The sequence below is a fragment of the Actinocorallia libanotica genome, from assembly GCF_039525175.1.
Taxonomy (GTDB): Bacteria; Actinomycetota; Actinomycetes; order Streptosporangiales; family Streptosporangiaceae; genus Actinocorallia; species Actinocorallia libanotica.
The window spans coordinates 22,868-39,358 of the sequence record NZ_BAAAHH010000033.1 but is presented as its reverse complement, the minus strand read 5'-3'; the positions used below and the strand labels follow the sequence as shown (position 1 = coordinate 39,358).

The 16,491-nt window shown below is 71.4% G+C and carries 15 protein-coding genes; 2 read left to right on the top strand and 13 right to left on the bottom strand.

The annotated features are described in order from the left end of the window. Nucleotides 1-8: 8 nt before the first annotated feature. The gene (locus ABD140_RS30755; RefSeq protein WP_344244714.1) at nucleotides 9-1,535 is read right to left on the bottom strand and encodes a polymorphic toxin-type HINT domain-containing protein; all 1,527 of its coding nucleotides are present in this window, start codon (nucleotides 1,533-1,535) and stop codon (nucleotides 9-11) included. A gap of 266 nt (nucleotides 1,536-1,801) precedes the next feature. Here ABD140_RS30755 and ABD140_RS30750 point away from each other — a divergent pair, with 266 nt between their 5' ends. After that, entirely contained in the window at nucleotides 1,802-3,346 is a 1,545-nt protein-coding gene (locus tag ABD140_RS30750) for a polymorphic toxin-type HINT domain-containing protein (protein ID WP_344244712.1), read from the top strand. A 55-nt stretch (nucleotides 3,347-3,401) separates the two neighbouring features. Here the strand turns inward: ABD140_RS30750 and ABD140_RS30745 are convergent, their stop codons facing one another. From ABD140_RS30745 to ABD140_RS30690, 12 genes are all read right to left on the bottom strand, one after another. Then, on the bottom strand, nucleotides 3,402-4,946 hold the full coding sequence (locus tag ABD140_RS30745) for an OmpA family protein (protein WP_344244710.1): 1,545 nt from the start codon (nucleotides 4,944-4,946) through the stop codon (nucleotides 3,402-3,404). An 83-nt stretch (nucleotides 4,947-5,029) separates the two neighbouring features. Further along, nucleotides 5,030-5,254, bottom strand: coding sequence for a hypothetical protein (locus tag ABD140_RS30740; RefSeq protein WP_344244707.1), 225 nt, complete (start codon nucleotides 5,252-5,254; stop codon nucleotides 5,030-5,032). Between the two features lie 135 nt (nucleotides 5,255-5,389). Then, nucleotides 5,390-6,049 (bottom strand): response regulator, encoded by a 660-nt coding sequence (locus ABD140_RS30735; RefSeq protein WP_344244705.1) that lies wholly within the window; start codon nucleotides 6,047-6,049, stop codon nucleotides 5,390-5,392. Beyond that, nucleotides 6,050-7,258, bottom strand: a complete 1,209-nt coding sequence (locus ABD140_RS30730) for a sensor histidine kinase (protein WP_344244703.1) — start codon at nucleotides 7,256-7,258, stop codon at nucleotides 6,050-6,052. Beyond that, nucleotides 7,242-8,129 carry a type II secretion system F family protein gene (locus ABD140_RS30725; RefSeq protein WP_344244701.1) on the bottom strand — a complete coding sequence of 296 codons (888 nt, stop codon included), beginning with the start codon at nucleotides 8,127-8,129 and terminating at the stop codon, nucleotides 7,242-7,244. Before ABD140_RS30725 ends, ABD140_RS30730 begins: the two co-directional genes overlap by 17 nt. Before the next feature lie 9 nt (nucleotides 8,130-8,138). Beyond that, on the bottom strand, nucleotides 8,139-9,065 hold the full coding sequence (locus ABD140_RS30720; protein ID WP_344244699.1) for a type II secretion system F family protein: 927 nt from the start codon (nucleotides 9,063-9,065) through the stop codon (nucleotides 8,139-8,141). Further along, entirely contained in the window at nucleotides 9,062-10,360 is a 1,299-nt protein-coding gene (locus ABD140_RS30715; RefSeq protein ID WP_344244697.1) for a TadA family conjugal transfer-associated ATPase, read from the bottom strand. Before ABD140_RS30715 ends, ABD140_RS30720 begins: the two co-directional genes overlap by 4 nt. A 3-nt stretch (nucleotides 10,361-10,363) precedes the next feature. Beyond that, complete coding sequence (locus ABD140_RS30710; protein ID WP_344244695.1) at nucleotides 10,364-10,711, bottom strand: TadE/TadG family type IV pilus assembly protein; 348 nt, start codon at nucleotides 10,709-10,711, stop codon at nucleotides 10,364-10,366. Further along, nucleotides 10,711-12,252, bottom strand: coding sequence for a CpaE/TadZ family protein (locus ABD140_RS30705; protein WP_344244693.1), 1,542 nt, complete (start codon nucleotides 12,250-12,252; stop codon nucleotides 10,711-10,713). The genes ABD140_RS30710 and ABD140_RS30705 overlap by 1 nt, the downstream gene beginning before the upstream one ends. Beyond that, the gene (gene cpaB / locus ABD140_RS30700; RefSeq protein ID WP_344244691.1) at nucleotides 12,252-12,944 is read right to left on the bottom strand and encodes a Flp pilus assembly protein CpaB; all 693 of its coding nucleotides are present in this window, start codon (nucleotides 12,942-12,944) and stop codon (nucleotides 12,252-12,254) included. The genes ABD140_RS30705 and cpaB overlap by 1 nt, the downstream gene beginning before the upstream one ends. A 27-nt stretch (nucleotides 12,945-12,971) precedes the next feature. After that, nucleotides 12,972-14,276: a hypothetical protein gene (locus tag ABD140_RS30695; protein ID WP_344244689.1), complete on the bottom strand. Its 1,305-nt coding sequence runs from the start codon at nucleotides 14,274-14,276 to the stop codon at nucleotides 12,972-12,974. A gap of 381 nt (nucleotides 14,277-14,657) precedes the next feature. Continuing rightward, a complete protein-coding gene (locus tag ABD140_RS30690; protein ID WP_344244687.1) occupies nucleotides 14,658-15,209 on the bottom strand; it encodes a helix-turn-helix domain-containing protein in 552 nt (183 codons plus the stop codon). A gap of 95 nt (nucleotides 15,210-15,304) precedes the next feature. On the opposite strand from ABD140_RS30690, the gene ABD140_RS30685 reads away from it, so the two are divergent. After that, nucleotides 15,305-16,486: a benzoate/H(+) symporter BenE family transporter gene (locus ABD140_RS30685; RefSeq protein ID WP_344244685.1), complete on the top strand. Its 1,182-nt coding sequence runs from the start codon at nucleotides 15,305-15,307 to the stop codon at nucleotides 16,484-16,486. Nucleotides 16,487-16,491: the final 5 nt, after the last annotated feature.

Sequence of the window (16,491 nt, the reverse complement as noted above, 5' to 3'; positions counted from 1 at the left end):
TCCGGTCCTCAGTCGGGAAGAATGGGGAAGGCGGTTTTGATCATTCCGTTGGGTCTGAAGACGATGCGCACGCGCTGGACGGCCCGGGTCGTCCCGTCCTCGAAGACGACCTCTCCCAGACCGGGGGGCATGTCGACCTCCACTGCGCCTTTCATGCCGGGGGTCCAGACCGACTTCAGGAACTCCGCCGCCTTCTCCTGGTCGGGCCACCGTCCCTGCGGTCCCCCCTTCTTCCTCGCCCGGTCGGCAAGCTGCTCGACCGACTTCCCGTGGTCGGAGAAGGTGTGGCCGAAGGTCTTGACGCTCTTGGGACTCCAATTGATCTCCGCCTTGGCGGCCTCGCACGGGTCGACCTCGGGGGGGTCGTTGTGGACGAGAACCGGTGTGCCGCCTGCGAGTACGTAGTAGGTGTGCAGACCGGCGACGGTGAGGTTGTGCACGCGCAGGGCCGCTGTGTGCCGCCGGACGTCCGCCACGACGGTTCGGCCTTCGGGGGTGCCGAGGGGGGTGCCGGGGACGAGGGCTTCCGCGTCCAGCCAGGTGCGGGTGCCGGGGTTCCAGAAGGGGTGGCCCGCGGTCGCGGTGACGGCCGGCCCGAACCTGCCGAAGGGCCCTGTGGCCACAGTGACCAGATGCTTGGAGCCCTGACCGGTGATGAGTCCGGTGACGGGACGGGGCCCTGAGACGCCGGTGGCGGGGTCGGTGGCCCACACATCGTCGCCGACCCGGATGTCCCGGATGGGCCTGGTGGTGCCGTCGGCCAGGAGCACACGGGTGCCGGGCGGGAAGCTGTTCGGCGGCTTCTTGACCAGGCAGACCTTGTCCCCCAGTTTCTCTTCCGCCTCATCGAGGGCGTCGTCGGCCTTCTTCTTGCGGGCTCGGGCGTCGGCGAGCTTGTCCCAGAGGTTCTTGAGCTTCTTGGCGAGTTTGATGGCGCCGGGGATCTTCTTGAGGACTTTGAGGACCTTGCCCCAGGGGACGAGTCCGGCCAGGGCGCTGATGCAGGCGATGATGTCGCCCTTGGTCAGGCAGTCCTCGATGTCGGTGATGCCGACGAGGTCCTTGAGGAAGTCGATGATCTCCTGTTTGGCCTGTTCGGAGAGGCCGTTGAGGTCGTTGAGCGCCTGGTCCGCGGCGTCGGCCTCGTTCTTGGCGTTGGTGTAGGCCTGGACGTCGGGATCATTGGGGTCCAGGCCGGGGGCATCGGGATCCGCCGGGTCGGTTTCGGGCGGCGGGTCGTCGGTGGCGGGGCCGTCTCCTGCCGGATCGTCTTCGGCCGGGTCGTCTCCGGCCTCCGGGTCGCCGTTGTTCGGAGTCGTTCCGGCAGGCGGAGGCTGGTCGTTGGGGCAGTCGCGGACGTCGGTGCCGCTGAAGAGCTGGCAGATCGCGGCGGCGGTGTTGGTCTTCACGCGTTCGGGGAGGGCGACGACGGTGAAGACCGCCGCAAGGGCGGCGACGAGGATGAGGATGGCGCCGTACTCGGCCGCCGAAGCGCCGTCATCGCGATGTGGGCCCGTGGACCGCCGACGTCCCATCCCGGCTCCTCGAAGTCGGATGAATGCGAACTCCAAGGCAATCGAAGATCAAACCATCCAGACAGGGCCCCTAGACCTAAAACTCGCTCGGCTGCGCAGTCGCGCGGCCACCGGCCCGCCGCGGCCTCCCGGCCGAGCGGACGCCGTGCGGTCCCGGCGGTGGCCCATGGGCGTCGATTCCGGATTGGGTCTGCGGGCCCTGTCCGTCACTGACACCTTTCGCTTCCCTTAGATCATCATTTGTCGCTTCGGGAAGCTGGTGCTGAATGGAGAACGGGCGTCGTCGTCTCCTGCCGCATCGCGACGGCGGCGCCTCCGCCGTCGAATACGGTGCCGTCCTCGTCCTCGTCGCCGCCCTCGCCGCCGTCTTCACCGTCGTCGCCCTCCCCGACCACGTCAGGAGCAGCACCGCCACCGCCGCCTGCCGCGTCTTCAGCGGCGAGCCGCAGAACTGCCCCGACGACCGGCCGCCGGCACCCGTCGCCGATCCTCCCGGCGCGAACACTCCGCCCGGTGCGAACACTCCTCCTGGCCAGGACGCCCCGCCTGGCCAGGACGCCCCGCCCGGCCAGGACGGGCCTGCCCTGCCCGAGCCCACCGTGCAGGCTCCGCCCGCCGCCGTTCCCCCGGCCGAGCCCGTCCTCGATCCCGCCGACCCCGACGCCCTCGCCCGCGACGGCGCCAGGAACGAGGCGAACGACGCAGGCCGGGAGCTGACCGATCTCAACGACCAGGCCGAGCGGCTCAAACAGGAGGTCATCGACTACCTCAAGGGTCTCGTCGGCGCCTCCGAGATCGAGAACTGCCTCACCAAAGGCGACATCGTCGACTGCCTGAAGGCGTTGTCCGACGCCGTTCCCTGGAAGAAGTTCCTCCGTTTCCTCGAGAAGATCCCCGGTGCGATCAAGCTCGCCAACAAGTTCAAGAACATCCGGGACAAGCTCAACAAGGCGCGCGACCGCAAGAAGGAAGCCGACGACGAACTCAAGAAGATCCAGGACAGGCTCAGGGACAGGGGGTTCTGCAGGCTTCCCAGCAGCTTCCTGCCCGGTACCCGGGTGCTCCTGGCCGACGGCTCGGCAAGGCCCATCGAACACGTCCGGGTCGGCGACCTGGTCTGGGCGGCCGATCCCCGCACCGGCGCCTCCGGACCGAGGCCCGTCACCCGCCTGATCGGCAGCCGCGGCGCCAAACGCCTGACGAGCCTGGCCACCGGGCCGCTCGGCCGGTTCGGACCCGCCCTGACCTCGACCGGCGACCATCTGTTCTGGGAGTCCCGGGCCCGCTCCTGGCGGCCCGCGGCCGACCTCTCCCCCGGCTCCCTGCTCCGCACGTCCGGCGGCGGGACCGGCGCGGTCACGGCGGTGAGCGTCCGCGTCGAGGTCGCCCGCGTCCACAACCTCACCGTCGCCGGCCTGCACACCTACCACGTCCTGGTCGGGGACACCGCCGTCCTCGTCCACAACGAGGAGCCGTGCCCCACCACGCTCGGCCGGCAGATCGGGGAGGAGACGAGGTCCATCGCCCGGGGAAGCGGCCAGCTCGCCCACATCTCGGAGCGGGTCAGCGGGCTGGGCCTGAACCAGCGGGCGGCGGCCACCGCCGCCGAGGTCGCGTCCAGGATGGCCTTCGGCGAGACGGCGGGCATCATGCGGGCGCCCAACGGCAACCTCATAGTCCTTCCCTCACAGTTCCACGTCGGCGCATGGCTCGAGGTGACGCCTACGGGACAGGTGGTCGGCCGCCGGGGCAGCATCGGCGACGGCCCGTCCTTCACCCTCAATCTCAGGGACCTGGCTTTCGTTCCCTGAGGGAATCCCCGGCCCCCGCCGCCATGGCCGAGGGCCTCGCGTGAGCGGATCCGGGTCAGTCGACCCGCAGGTTCTCGATGGTGCTGGCGGACGAGTAGAAGGGGATCTCTACGTCGACGGTCTCCAGGTCCGCGGGGAGCTTGTAGAGACTGCCGTAGGTGACCTTCTCACCGGGTGCGAGCGAGTAGTTGCCGGACAGGTTGCCCTGGAAGCACAGGCAGACGCCCGCGTCGTCGCGGAGGGGTCCGTAGCGGACCTTCGCGGCCGGGTCGACGAGGGAGACACCGCTGGTGGAGACGATCTTGTAGCGGTCGGTGAGCCACGCGCTGAAGCTGGCGTTGAGGTTGATCTCCCCGCTCCCCTTGTTGGTGACGCTCCACACCAGGCTGACCAGGCCGGCGGAGTCCCGGTGGACGGCGTTGACGTCGTACTGGAGGGTCTCGACCTCCGGCACGGGGGCGACGGCGCCGGCCGGGGCCTTCGGACGCAGCGTGCCGACGACCGGGGGCGGGGACGACTCCTGGAACGCCCCGCTTCCAGGCGCCGCCGGCGGAGCGGACGGGCGGGCCGGAGCCGGACGCAGGAAGGCGACGGCCACCCGGCGGTTCAGCCGGCGGCCCTCCGCGCTGCCGTTGGGGGCCACGGGGTCGGTCTCCCCGTGCCCTCGGGCCTGGAACTTCACTCCGGTCCTGGTCACCAGCCCTTCGAGCGCCTTCACCACCGCCTCCGCCCGTCGCCTCGACAGGTCCTGGTTGTGCTGGGGCGTGCCCGTGTCGTCGGTGTGCCCGTCGACCTCGACCACGTCGTCGGAGGAGGCGTCGATCTGCCCGGCGACGTTCTTGAGGATCCGCTGCGCGGCCGGGCCCAGGTCGGCCTTGTCGACGGCGAAGAGCACGTCCGCGGAGATGCGCACCCTCTTGTCCTCCCCCTCCTCGTCCGTCGACTGCTCCAGGCCCTCGGCGTGGCTCACCAGAGGCCGGATGACCGGCGCGGCGAGATCGGCGGTCGCCGGGTCCACCGGCAGCGCCGAGGCCTCGACCGCCGGACCGCTCGCCAGCGCGACATCGTGGAAAGGCGTCGTGAGAGGGGCCCGCACCGTCACGCTCTTCACCTCGTCCGGCGGCGCCGGATACACCGCGTACAGGTCCACCGATCCGCTTTCGGGAAGCCGCCCCGGCTCGAAAGTGGTGCACAGGCACTCACCGGTGGTGGTGCGCAACGGGAAGTAGAGCTTGTTCCCGACGGCGTCGACCAGCGAGATCCCCCCGATGTCGAAGCCCTTGTCGTCGAGGTAGGTGAAGGAGGAGCCGAAGTATCCCTGCGGCCTGGTCTCGGAGACCAGGCGGAAGTGCGCGGTGACCCTGCCGCCGTCCGTCCGGCCGAGGGCGAGCAGTTCCAGCCGGGCGGGGCCGCTCTGCAGCTCCACCCGCTGGACCTGCAGGGGCCCGGCCGTGGAGGAGGGGTTCGGCGAACCGGGGCCCGGCTTCGGCTCGCGCTCGTTCCCGCCGTCACCGCTGCAACCCGCGGCGAGAACGACGGCGGCGGTGCCGACGGCCGCGGCGCGGATTCCCGCGCCGCGGAACGGTAGGAATCTCTTCACCGGTTTCTCCTCCAATCAAAAAATGGTGGTGGAACCGTTTTCACGGTTCCACCACCACGGGCTCGGGCCGAACGCGGCTTCTGTCAGGTCGGCGTGCCGAAAAGCTGCCCGACCGCCGTGGTCACCGCCGTGGTCAGCTTCTGGACGAGACCGGCGCTGAACAGGGCGGCGACCAGCGCACCCGCCAGGACCAGCAGCGCGGCGTACTCCACGACGCCGGCGCCGCGGTCCTCCCGCTCCTGGAAACGCTCGAGCCGGTCGTAGGCGAAGGTCTGCAGGGTGACGAACAGGGGAATCAGAGGGTTCATTTTTCTCCTTCAGAGAGGTCCGCCTCAGGCGCGCTCTGCAGGAAAAGGTAAACAAGTCGATCCCCGCGAAACAGGGCCCGGAGACCCAACTCCGGGGGCCCAGGAAAGCTTGGGCCCCCGCCGTGCGGAAACGGCTCACGGCGCATTCTCCCTGCGGTCGATGGTGCCCAGCCAGGTGGCGATCGCGGCGCCCCGGGAGACCACGCCGAGCTTGGCGTAGATCCGGTTGATGTGGTTCTTCACGGTCTTCTCCGAGAGGAAGAGCAGACCGGCGATCTCCCCGTTGGAGCGGCCCTGGGCCACGAGGTTGATGACGTCGACCTCGCGGGCCGACAGGCCGTACTCCTCGGGCTCCCGGCGGGGCTGCGGCGGGACGGGTTCGGCCCTGACCAGACCGACCAGGGCGGAGACCGCGGGGGGCGAGAGCGGGTTTCCGCCGTCCAGCGCGGCGTGGACGGCGTCGGCGAGCTCCTGCGCGGTGAAGGCCCCGTGGACGAGGTAGCCGACCGCGCCGTTGTTCAGCGCGTTCCGGACCACCTCCGGGTCCTGGGTGTAGGTCAGCATGACGACGCGGCTGATCCGGCTGATCCGCTCGCAGGCGGACACCCCGTCGAGTAGCGGCATCTGGACGTCCAGCAGGACCAGGTCGGGGCGGAGCCGCTCGACGAGCTCGGTGGCGGTCTCCCCGTCGCCGGCCTCGCCCACCACGGTCAGCCCGGAGGCCTCGAGCAGCGACACGAGTCCGGAGCGGACGACCAGGTTGTCGTCGACCACCATCACCCGGGGAGCACTCATCTAGACCGCCTTTCTCGTCATGGCGTCCTGGAAGAGGGGAAGCCTCGCCGTCACGGTCGTGCCGTCGCCCGGCCGCCCTTGTACCTCGAGCCGTCCGCCGACCCGTTCGGCCCGCTCGCTCAGCCCGATCAGCCCGTAGTGGCCTCCGCGCGCGAGCTCGCGGGGCTCCGCCGGAGTGAATCCCACGCCGTCGTCCTCGATCGTCAGCACGGCCGTGGAATCGTCGAGGACGAGCCGGACGCGGACCCGCTCCGCCCGCGCGTGACGCGCCGTGTTCGTCAGGGACTCGTGCAGGATCGAATGCAGTTCGTGCCTGGTGAGGGGTTCGAGCTCCACCTCCGCGTCGAACGCGCACTCCACCTTGACGCCGTGCTCGGCGCCCCACTCCTCGGCGATCTCCTGGACGACCTCCGCCAGCGGCCGCGAGAGCCGGCCGTCCCTCAGCTCGACGAGGAGCTCCCTGGCCTCCCGGGAGGCGATCTCGACGGCGGCCACCAGCTGCTCCGACTCCTCCACCGCCCGCCGCGCGTCCCGTTCCACCCACAGCGGCAGCGCCGCGGCGCGCAACGCCACACCGCGCAGCGTCTTGGCCAGCGAATCGTGCATCTCCCTGGCCAGTCTCGTGCGCTCCGCCCATGCGGCGGCGTTCACCTCGGCCGCCCTCCGCGCCTTCTCCTGCGCCGCCTGCTCTTCCAGCAGGCGGCGCAGCGCCACACCGCAGAACCCCAGCAGCAGGTAGTACGACGGCTGGCCCACGACGGTCTGGAAGGTGGCCTCTTCCCCCGGGTCGCCCCAGAGGATCAGGTAGTAGCAGCCGATCTCGAACAGGCACATGACGACCATGCCCGGCCAGCGGTACAGCAGGCCGGCGACCGCCGCGTTCACCAGCGTGAAGAGGAAGAACGGGCCGTCCTGCCCGCTGATCCCCAGCACCGCGAAGGAGACCGCCACGTCCGCCCAGGCCAGCACCGGGTAGGCCAGGGCCCAGGGCACCAGGACGTCCCAGTAGCGCGCGGCCAGCCAGGAGAACAGCGCCACGAAGGCCAGCAGCGACAGCGTCTCGATCCGCAGCTCCTCCACGGACAGGAAGAGCACCGAGATCGCCGCCAGCAGCAGCCGCACCTGCATGAGCAGGCGGACCATCGCTCCCAGCCGGGAGGTGAGCGCGTCGCGGGCGAGCCGGACCCTCCGCTCAGCCGAAGACGCCACCGAGGTCCAATCCCGAACCGAAGAACAGCGCCCCGACGATCACCAGCATCATCGCCGGCAGGGTCAGCGCGGTGGTCACCGCCGTGATCCTGGGGGTGATCCGCTGGGCACGGCGCCTGGCCCACTGCGCCGACTCCCTGCGCATGTCGGTCGCGATGTCCATGAGCGACGTGCTCAGCGGCGCGCCGAGCTCCTCGGCCTGCAGCAGGGCGGTGACGAACTGGCCGATGGCCGGGGAGTCGTTGCGCTCCCGCAGATCCTCGAACGCCTCCCTGCGCGGGGTGCCCAGCTCCATCTGGCGCAGGGCGATGAGGAACTCCTCGGCGAGGGCTCCGGGCATGCTCTCCACCACCCGGCCGAGCGCGGACCGGAAGCTCAGCCCCGCCGTCACGGTGACGGCCAGCACGTCGAGGAAATCGGGCAGTCCCCGCTCGATCTCGTCCTGGCGGGTCCGGGACCGGCCGTAGAGCAGGAACTCGTTCTGGAACGCGGCGACGAGGGTGAAGGCCGCGACCACCGTGTTGTCCAGAAGGAGCAGCAGGACGCCGAGCCCGCCGAACATGACGACCATGCCCGCCGTCTGCCGCGCGTAGGACTCGACGGTCATCCCGCCCGGACGTCCGGCCGCGTCGATGCGCCTGCGGATACCGGCGCGCCAGGGCGCGAGCATCTCCAGCGCCAGGCCGGTGAAGGGCCTTCCGATCACGTCGGCGATGCGGTTGAGGATGAAGACGCTCTCGGTCCTGGCCTTGGGCGCGGGCAGGGGCAGTTCTCCCGGCACCACGCGGTCGCCCTGCGTGTAGAGCGCGGCCCCCCACACCGCCGTCGTGACCAGGAGGGCGGAGGCCAGTGAGATCCCGAGAATGAACATGGCTCCTGCTCAGACGTCGATCCGCGTGATCCTGCGGATGATGAGGATGGAGGAGACGAACAGGGTGGCCGAGAGGCCGAGCAGGACCTGGCCTATCGTGTTCTCGCTCATGGAACGCAGCGCTCCCGGCTGGATGAGGTTCACCATCACCAGCGAGCCCAGGCCCATCGCGCCGATCGCCCAGTTGCTGACGACCGCCTCACCCATGATCGTTTTCACTTCCCGCCGGATCTCCTTGCGATCTTCGAGGGTGTCGGCGATGGTGCGCAGGGCCGTCACGAGCGAGCCTCCCGCCCGCGCCGACACCACCAGCGTGGACACCAGCACGGCCAGCTCCCGGGAAGGCAGCCGTTCACCGAGGTCGCGCAGCGCCTCCTCGACGGGCTGGCCGAGCTTGAGGGCGTCGGCGGTGCGTTTCAGTTCCGCTCCCGCCGGGTCGGCGAGCTCGTCCGCGGCGATCTCGACGGCGGTGCGCAGGACGAGGCCGGCGTTGGTGGCGTTGGAGAGCACCCTGGCCAGCTCGGGAAGCTGGGCGATGAACTCCTCCTTGCGCTGCTCCTCGCGCCGGTTCAAGTAGCCGAAGAACAGCATGATGACGGCCGCTGCGGCCGCCACACCGAACAGCGGCGCGATCCACGAGCTGATGAACAGCACGGCGACGACGACGCCGACCGCCATCAGCAGCAGGAACAGCGAGGCCGAGATGCGTACGCCGGCCGCCGTCAGCCTCCGCGAGAGGCTGCGGCCGGGTTCGGTGCGGCGCAGCCGGGCGTCGAGGCTCTCCCACAGACCGATGATCTTCCGCTCTTCGCCGAGGAGCGCCCGGCTCGCCAGCAGGCGGCGGCGCTGCCGCCACCCCTCGTGCAGCTCCCGGAGGGCCAGGACCACGAAGACCAGCGTCACCGCGAGGGCCGCGAGGATCGCCTGAGGGCTCATGCTTCGACTCCGAACCGTCCGGGGACGTTCTCCCCCACCGCCAGCAGCCGGTCCGCCACGACGACCGGCAGCGGCTCGTGCCGGAACTCGCCCCGCACCGTCCGGTCGGGGCCGATGGGGTCCGCCTGGAACCGCATGACCTTCTTCAGGCCGAAGGCCTCGCGCCGTCCCGCGACCACGGAGATCTCCCCGATCCGCCGGGAGCCGTCGGGGCCGCGCATCAGGTGCACGATGACGTCGATCGCGTTGTTGATCTGGTCGCGGATCGCCTCGTACGGCAGTTTGACGTCGCTCATGCTCGCCAGGGTCTGCAGCCGGTACACCGCGTCCTCGGCGCTGTTGGCGTGGACGGTGACGAGTGAGCCGTCGTGGCCGGTGTTCATCGCCTGGATCATGTCGAGGGTCTCGCCGCCGCGGACCTCGCCGACGATGATGCGGTCGGGGCGCATGCGCAGCGCGTTGCGGACCAGGTCGCGGATGGTGATCTGGCCCCTGCCCTCGATGTTGGGCGGCCGGGACTCCAGCGGGATGACGTGCTCCTGCTTGAGCTGGAGCTCGGCGGAGTCCTCGATGGTGACGATGCGCTCGTGGCCGGGGACGAACGCCGACAGCGCGTTCAGCATCGTCGTCTTGCCGGTGCCGGTGCCGCCGGAGATGACGAGGTTCATGCGGGCGCGGACGAACGACGCCAGCAGCATGCCCGTGGGGGCGTCCATCGCGCCGCCTTCGGCCAGTTCCTCGATGGTGTAGGCGCGGGGGAAGCGGCGGATGGTGAGGATCGGCCCGGCCAGGGACAGCGGCGGGATGATGACGTTGACGCGTTCGCCCGTGGGGAGGCGGGCGTCGACCATCGGGCTGGACTCGTCGACGCGGCGGTTGACCAGGGCGACGATGCGGTCGATGGTCTGGTAGAGCTGCTCGACGCTGGTGAAGGTGGTGTCGATGCGCTGCACCTGGCCCGCGCGCTCCACGAAGATGTGGTCCGGGCCGTTCACCATGATCTCGGTGATGCTCTCGTCGGCCAGGAGCGGTTCCAGCACGCCCAGCCCGAGCGCCTCGTCGACGACGCGGCGGATCAGCGCGGCGCGTTCGCCCGCCGACAGGACGGGGCCCTCGCGGGCGATGAGGTGGCCGCTGACCTTCTCCAGGCGGGCCCGGCGCTGGGCCATGGTGAGGGACGCGAGCTCGTCGAGGTTGATCTCCTCCAGGAGCCGCTGCCGCCAGTGCGCCACCCCGGCGCGGCTGACGCGTTCGTCGGCCTGCCGGTCGTCTTCGAGTCTGTCCTTGAGTGCCATCGGCTACCCCATCGGCATGGTGACGCTGCGTTGAACGGTGAACTCGAACGGGACGCCGGGCCACAGCAGCGGGACATCGGCCTGCACCGAGCACTTCACGCCGCCGTCCGTGGCGGCCGCGGTGACGACTTTGTCGTTCAGCCAGCCCGGCATCGCCGCGTGAGCCGCGGGGACGCAGGCGCCTACGGCGTGGTTCTGCGAGGCGGTACGCGCTCCCGTGCGCACGGCGTTCTCCACCCGCTCGACGCTCAGCGACGTCATCAGCGCTTCGAAAAGGAACAGGATGAGGAGTGTGGCGAGGGGGAACATCGCCGCGTACTCCACGGCCGCCGCCCCCCGGTCCCGACGCATCAGTCCCCCTCCGGCACGATCTTCGCCTCCGCGGTGACGTCGAAGCCGGTGCGCAGGCCCGGAAGCAGGAACGGGGTGTCGATGGCGACCTTCGCGTCGTCGCCTTGGACGGTCAGGGTGAGGTGGTCCTGGTTGCCCCAGCGGCCGGTGATGCGCTTCACGGTGCGTTCGCGGACCTCCGCCTGGCTCGCCGGATCGTCGTAGCCGAGGACCGCGACGGCGCGGGCGGCCTCGTTGACGGCGTGCGAGGCGTACATGGAAGTGAGGCCCGTGACGATCGCCTGCGCGACCAGCAGGCCCAGGAGGCCGATCAGCGGGATGATCGCGGCGAACTCCGCGACGGCCGCGCCGGCGTCCTTCTTCTCGGGGTCCTCCTTGCGCTTGTCCAGCAGCCCCGTCTCCCGGGCGAGCGCGCCCACGGCCTTGCGGAACCCCGCGTCCTTGACGTCCAGCGGGACGCCGGTGTTGGCGGCCTCCTCCAGGCCGCGGAAGGCCGCCGGGAGCGTGGTGTCCAGCAGGGAGAGGCCGAGCATCTTGCGGGCCAGATCGGGCTGGATCTCGTTGCGTTTGTCGTGCCGGTTGAGCACTGCGACGACGTCCTCCTCCTTGCGGATCTGGAGGCGGCGCCACATCTTCACCAGGCGTTTGGCCGAACGGATGGCCGGGAGGTCGGGCGTCACGGCGACGACGACGGTGTCCGCGAGTTCCACGGCGGTGGCCGTGCCGTCCGTGACGTGCGAGCCGCAGTCGACGACGACCACGTCGTAGCGGGAGCGCAGGGCGGCGAGGATCTGGCGGGCCGCGCGGGCCGTGACGTCCTCGGCCAGCTCGCCCTGCTCGGGCGCGAGCAGCAGATGCGGGCCGTCCTTGTGGACGAACAGCGCCTCGGAGAGGATCGCGCCGTCCAGATCGTCGGCGGCGCGGACGAGGTCGGCGATGCTCCGGCGGTGCTGCACGTCCAGGTACGTGGGGACGTCGCCCTTCTGCAGGTCCATGTCGACGAGGCAGACGCTGCGCTTGCCGTACGTGACGGCGATCGCGAGATGGACGGCGAGCGTCGTCGCGCCCGTCCCCCCCTTGGCTCCGCACACCGCCAGCATCGTGCCGAGCCGTCCCGGCATGGGGCTGTTGTAGGAGGAGTCGAAGTGCCTCCGCATCGTCCGCGACCACTCGCCGGCCGTCTGCAGGCGGTTCTGCAGCTCGGCGAGCGTCGGATCGTCGGAGATGACGCCGCGCGCTCCGACGCCCATCGCCGACGCGTACACCTCGGCGGTCGCCTCGTCGGCGATGAGGACGACGGCCAGCTGCGGGTATCGGGCGCCCAGCTCGCGGATGGCGTCGAAGGCCGGGAGCGGGCCGAGGTTCTGGTGCAGCAGCACCACGTCCAGGTCCGTCAGCGTGGCCACCGCGCCGATCAGCGCGTCGGAGTGCGCCTCGACCCCGACGAGCTGGAGGTCGGACAGCTCCTGGAACTGGGCGGCGAGCCGTGCGGCCAGCTCCCGGTCCTCGGTGCCCAGCAGGATGCGCAGTTCGCCGTTCATCACTTGGCCGCCGTCGCGTCGCAGACCTCGCCCTGCGGCGGGGCCTGGGTGTCCTGGCCGCCGACCAGCGCCAGCCGCACCTTGGTGGCGAAGCTCTCGGCGTACGTCAGCTTCAGGCTGTCGGTGCTGCTCAGCGCGAAGGTGATCGGCACGACCGCGTTGACCTCGGCGTTGCGCGCGTCGCGCTGCTCGGTCTGCTGCCCCACCTGGATGACGCGGGCGGTGCGGATGACGCGCTTGGCGCAGGCCTTGGCGTTCTGGGCCGCCGGGAACGTGGCGTAGATGTCGACGATCGAGCCGGGGTTGACCTTGCCCGCGACGCCCGTCTCGGCGTCGATGAGGATCGCGATCTCCCGCTGGCCGGGCTGCAGCAGCGGCGCGGGCATCACCATGCCCTGCTGCAGGTAGGCGCCCGAGGGCAGGTCGGTGGCGGCCACCTGGCCCGACAGCTCCTTCGGGTCGCCGATCATCGTCTGGGGCGTCCACTTGCGCGGCACCTTGACCGGCTCGAACATGTCGCTGGTCAGCGTGGTGTAGGCGGGCACCGCCTGCTTGAGCCGCAGCACCTCGATCTTGGAACCGACCTCGGCGCGGACCTGGCCGAGGAAGTTGGCCACCATGAAGAAGACCACTACGGCGCCGACCACCGCGACGGCCATGAGCAGGACGCCTCTTCGCTGGCGGGGGTTCATGGGGGAGCTCCTGGGGGGTCTGGGGGGTTACGGCTGGTGGCTGGGGATCTCCGGCCGCGGCGGCACGGCCGGCGACCCGAACGACGGCGGACGCGCCGGAGGCGGCAGCGGCTCCGGCCTGGTCACCTCGGGGTCCTGCGCCTCCGGCTCGTCCTGCCGCACCACCTCCCGCCCCGGCGGCACGGCCGCGGGCCGCGGCGGCGGCCCGGCTGCGAGCTGCGGTGGCGGCACGGGCGCGGGTTGCGGCGGCACGGGCGCCTGCTCCCGGAAGGCCTCGGGCGCGGGAAGCCCGTTGCCCGCGGGCTTGGACCCCCAGGGCACGGGCGGACCGTACGCGGGCTCGGCCGTCGGAGGAGGCCCGGGCACGAACGGCGCGGCCTCGGGAGGACCGGGCACGAACGATGCTGAAACGGGCGGCGCTGGAACGGGCAGGGGCGGGGCGGGCTCGGGGGCGGGGGGCGGGGCCGTGGTCCACAGGTCGGGCAGGTCGGGCTGGGGGACGGCGGTGCCCGGGGGCTGGGCGGCGCGGCAGAAGGCGCAGACGGGGAGGCCGGTGGGTTCGCCGCACCAGGGGCAGGGGCGGCAGGACATGCCGCGGACGAGGATCTGCATCGCCTGGGCGTGGCCGGACCAGGCGACGAACTCGGTGAACTTCGGGGTGCCCCAGTAGGCGGCGGAGGCCGGTTGCGGGGGCGTCAGGGAGACGGACCGGGCGTCGAGCGAGGTGCGGAGCGCGTCGTTGACCCAGGCGGGGTCGCCCTGCTGGTCGGCGGCGAGCATCAGCACCGGGCCGATGAGGCGGCCGGGCCAGGCCGAGAGCGGGTCCTCCCCGGTGGTGCGCCGCACCTCCTGGACGGGGGAGGCCGTCACCAGGAAGCCGGCGCGCGGCAGGTAGGAGCGCATGTGCTGGCGCAGCCCCGTCCTGACGTGCGCGAGCCTGGCGACGCTGGAGACCCAGGCGCCGGCGGCCACGGCGCGGGCCAGGCGGGGCAGCAGGCTGGTGAGGACGCCGGGCTCCACGTGGGGGGCGAGGTGGGCGCACTGGTCGGCGACGAAGGACAGCGCCAGCGGCGGCAGCGGCACCTCGCCGAAGGCCAGGCGACGGGCGTCCAGGAGGCTCCGCGCCATCCGCAGGACGGGCAGGTCGGTCCGCTCCCGCCAGGACGGGTAGAGCACGAGGGCCGCGCGTCCGCCGTCGAGCAGCGGGGCGAGGCGTTCGGCGAGGTCGTGGGCGGCGGCGGGTCCCGGTCCGGTGAGGGGCGTCCGCGCCGCCATGGCCGCGCCCCGCAGCCCGACGGTCGGGAAATCACCCAGAAGGACCACAGACGTCAACCCCCGCACCTCCGCCCCGTTCACCGCCCGATGGGCTTTCAGCCGCGAGAGTAACGGAACATAACGATCCTTGACAAAGGAACACAGGGGCTCCGGAGCCACGTTTAACCGCTACTTCACAATTCAATCGACGGCCTGCTCCGCACGGGATCCGGAGAACAGCGTCGAACGGCGCAAGAACGTCACTCCACCCCGGTCGACCTGGGAGAACGCGCGGCCATACCAGCCCCGGGCGCGGAAGGAAAGAGCCTTGGGGCCGGATCGCCTGTCCCGAACCGGCCAGCCGCCGTCCATTCCCACCGGTTATTGAACACACCGGCCGGTAGGGTCAAGAGGAGGGCGGTGAAACGGCCGAACCGAAACCATGTCCGAGTACGGCCATTAATGGCCTTTTCCGCGCCCCCGAGGATGGCGGATGAGCAGCGCCGCGTGCACTTCCCCGTCCGCCTCATAGAGGTGCGGAACATCCGAGCGCCAGGAGGCGTGCGCCCCGGCGGGAACGGTCAGAGGCGCGTCGAGGGGCCCCACCCGGGCGGTGCCGGCGAAGACCGTCAGGTGCTCGGTGACGCCTTCGGGATGGGCCGGGGAGACCTGCCGCCGCCCGGGACGGATGCGCAGCCGGTAGAGCTCGGTGATGCAGCCCCCGTCCTCGAACGTCTCCAGCAGCTCGGCGGTGACGGACTCGCCGTGGACGGCCTCGGCCGCGGGCGCGCCCGGGTCGGTGAGCACGGCGGCGAGGGGGACGTCCAGCTGCGCCGTGATCGCGTACAGCGTCTCGACCGTGGGGTTGCGGGTGCCGGACTCCAGCGCGGACAGCGTCGCCTTGCCGACGGACGCGCGGTGCGCCAGTTCCGACAGGGAGATCCCCCGGGCCAGGCGGAGGTCGCGGATGCGCCGTCCGATCTCGGCGGCGAAGCTCGGTCCGTCGGTCATGGTGCCCAAGCATGCCGGACACCGCGGCCGTTCCGTTCACGGAACACCCCGGCTAGGCTGTTCCGTAAACGGAACACTCTCACGAGGGGGATCGGGTGAGACTGCAACCGGTGCTCGCCGGGATCGTGCTGGCGATCGTCGGCTTCGCCAGCTCGTTCGCCGTGGTGCTCGCCGGGTTGCGCGCCATCGGCGCCGACGAGCGGCAGGCCGCGTCCGGGCTGCTCGTCCTGTCGCTGACGATGGGCCTGAGCGCCGTCTACCTGGGGCTGCGCCACCGCATGCCGATCAGCATCGCCTGGTCGACGCCCGGCGCGGCCCTGCTGGCGACCGGCGTGGGCCGGGACATCACCTACCGGGAGGCCCTGGGCGCCTTCGCCGTCACCGGGATCCTCCTGGTGCTCACCGGCATGTCGGCACGGCTCGCCCGGCTCCTCGCGGCGATCCCCGTGCCGCTGGCGTCGGCCATGCTCGCGGGCGTCCTGCTGCCGCTGTGCCTGGCGCCCGTGAAGGCGGTCGCCGAACTCCCGCGCGCCGCGATCCCCGTCGTCCTGACCTGGCTGGTGCTCGGCCGCTTCACCCGGACGAAGGTCTGGGCCGTCCCCGCCGCGCTCGCCGTCGCCCTCGCCGCGATCTGGCTGACCCGCTCCCCCGGCGCGCCGCCCCTGGGCGGCCACGCGCCCGTCCTGGCCTTCGAGTGGCCCGCCCTCTCGCTCAACGCGCTCATCGGCATCGCCCTCCCCCTGTACATCGTGACGATGGCGTCCCAGAACATCCCCGGCATGAGCGTCATGGCCGCCAACGGCTACCACCCCGACCTGCGCCCCGTCCTCACCACCACCGGCGCCGGCACCGTCCTCGGCGCCCCCTTCGGCGGCCACGCCATCAACCTCGCCGCCATCACCGCCCAGCTCGCCGCGGGCCCCGACGCCCACCCCGACCCCGGCCGCCGCTGGATCGCCTCCGTCACCGGCGGCGCCGGCTACCTGCTCCTCGGCCTCACCTCGGGCCTGGCCGTCTCCTTCGTCTCCACCGCCCCGCCCCTCCTCATCGAGTCCGTCGCGGGCCTCGCCCTCTTCGCCGCCCTCGCCTCCTCCCTCCACGCCGCCGTCCAGGACCCCGGCACCCGCGAGTCCGCCGTCATCGCCCTGGCCGTCTCCGCCTCCGGCATCACCGCCCTCGGCATAGGCGCCCCCTTCTGGGGCCTCCTCACCGGCCTCGCCTACCACCACCTCACCCGCCCCCGCGGCCGGACCGCCGCGACACCCGAACACGCGTGACGGGG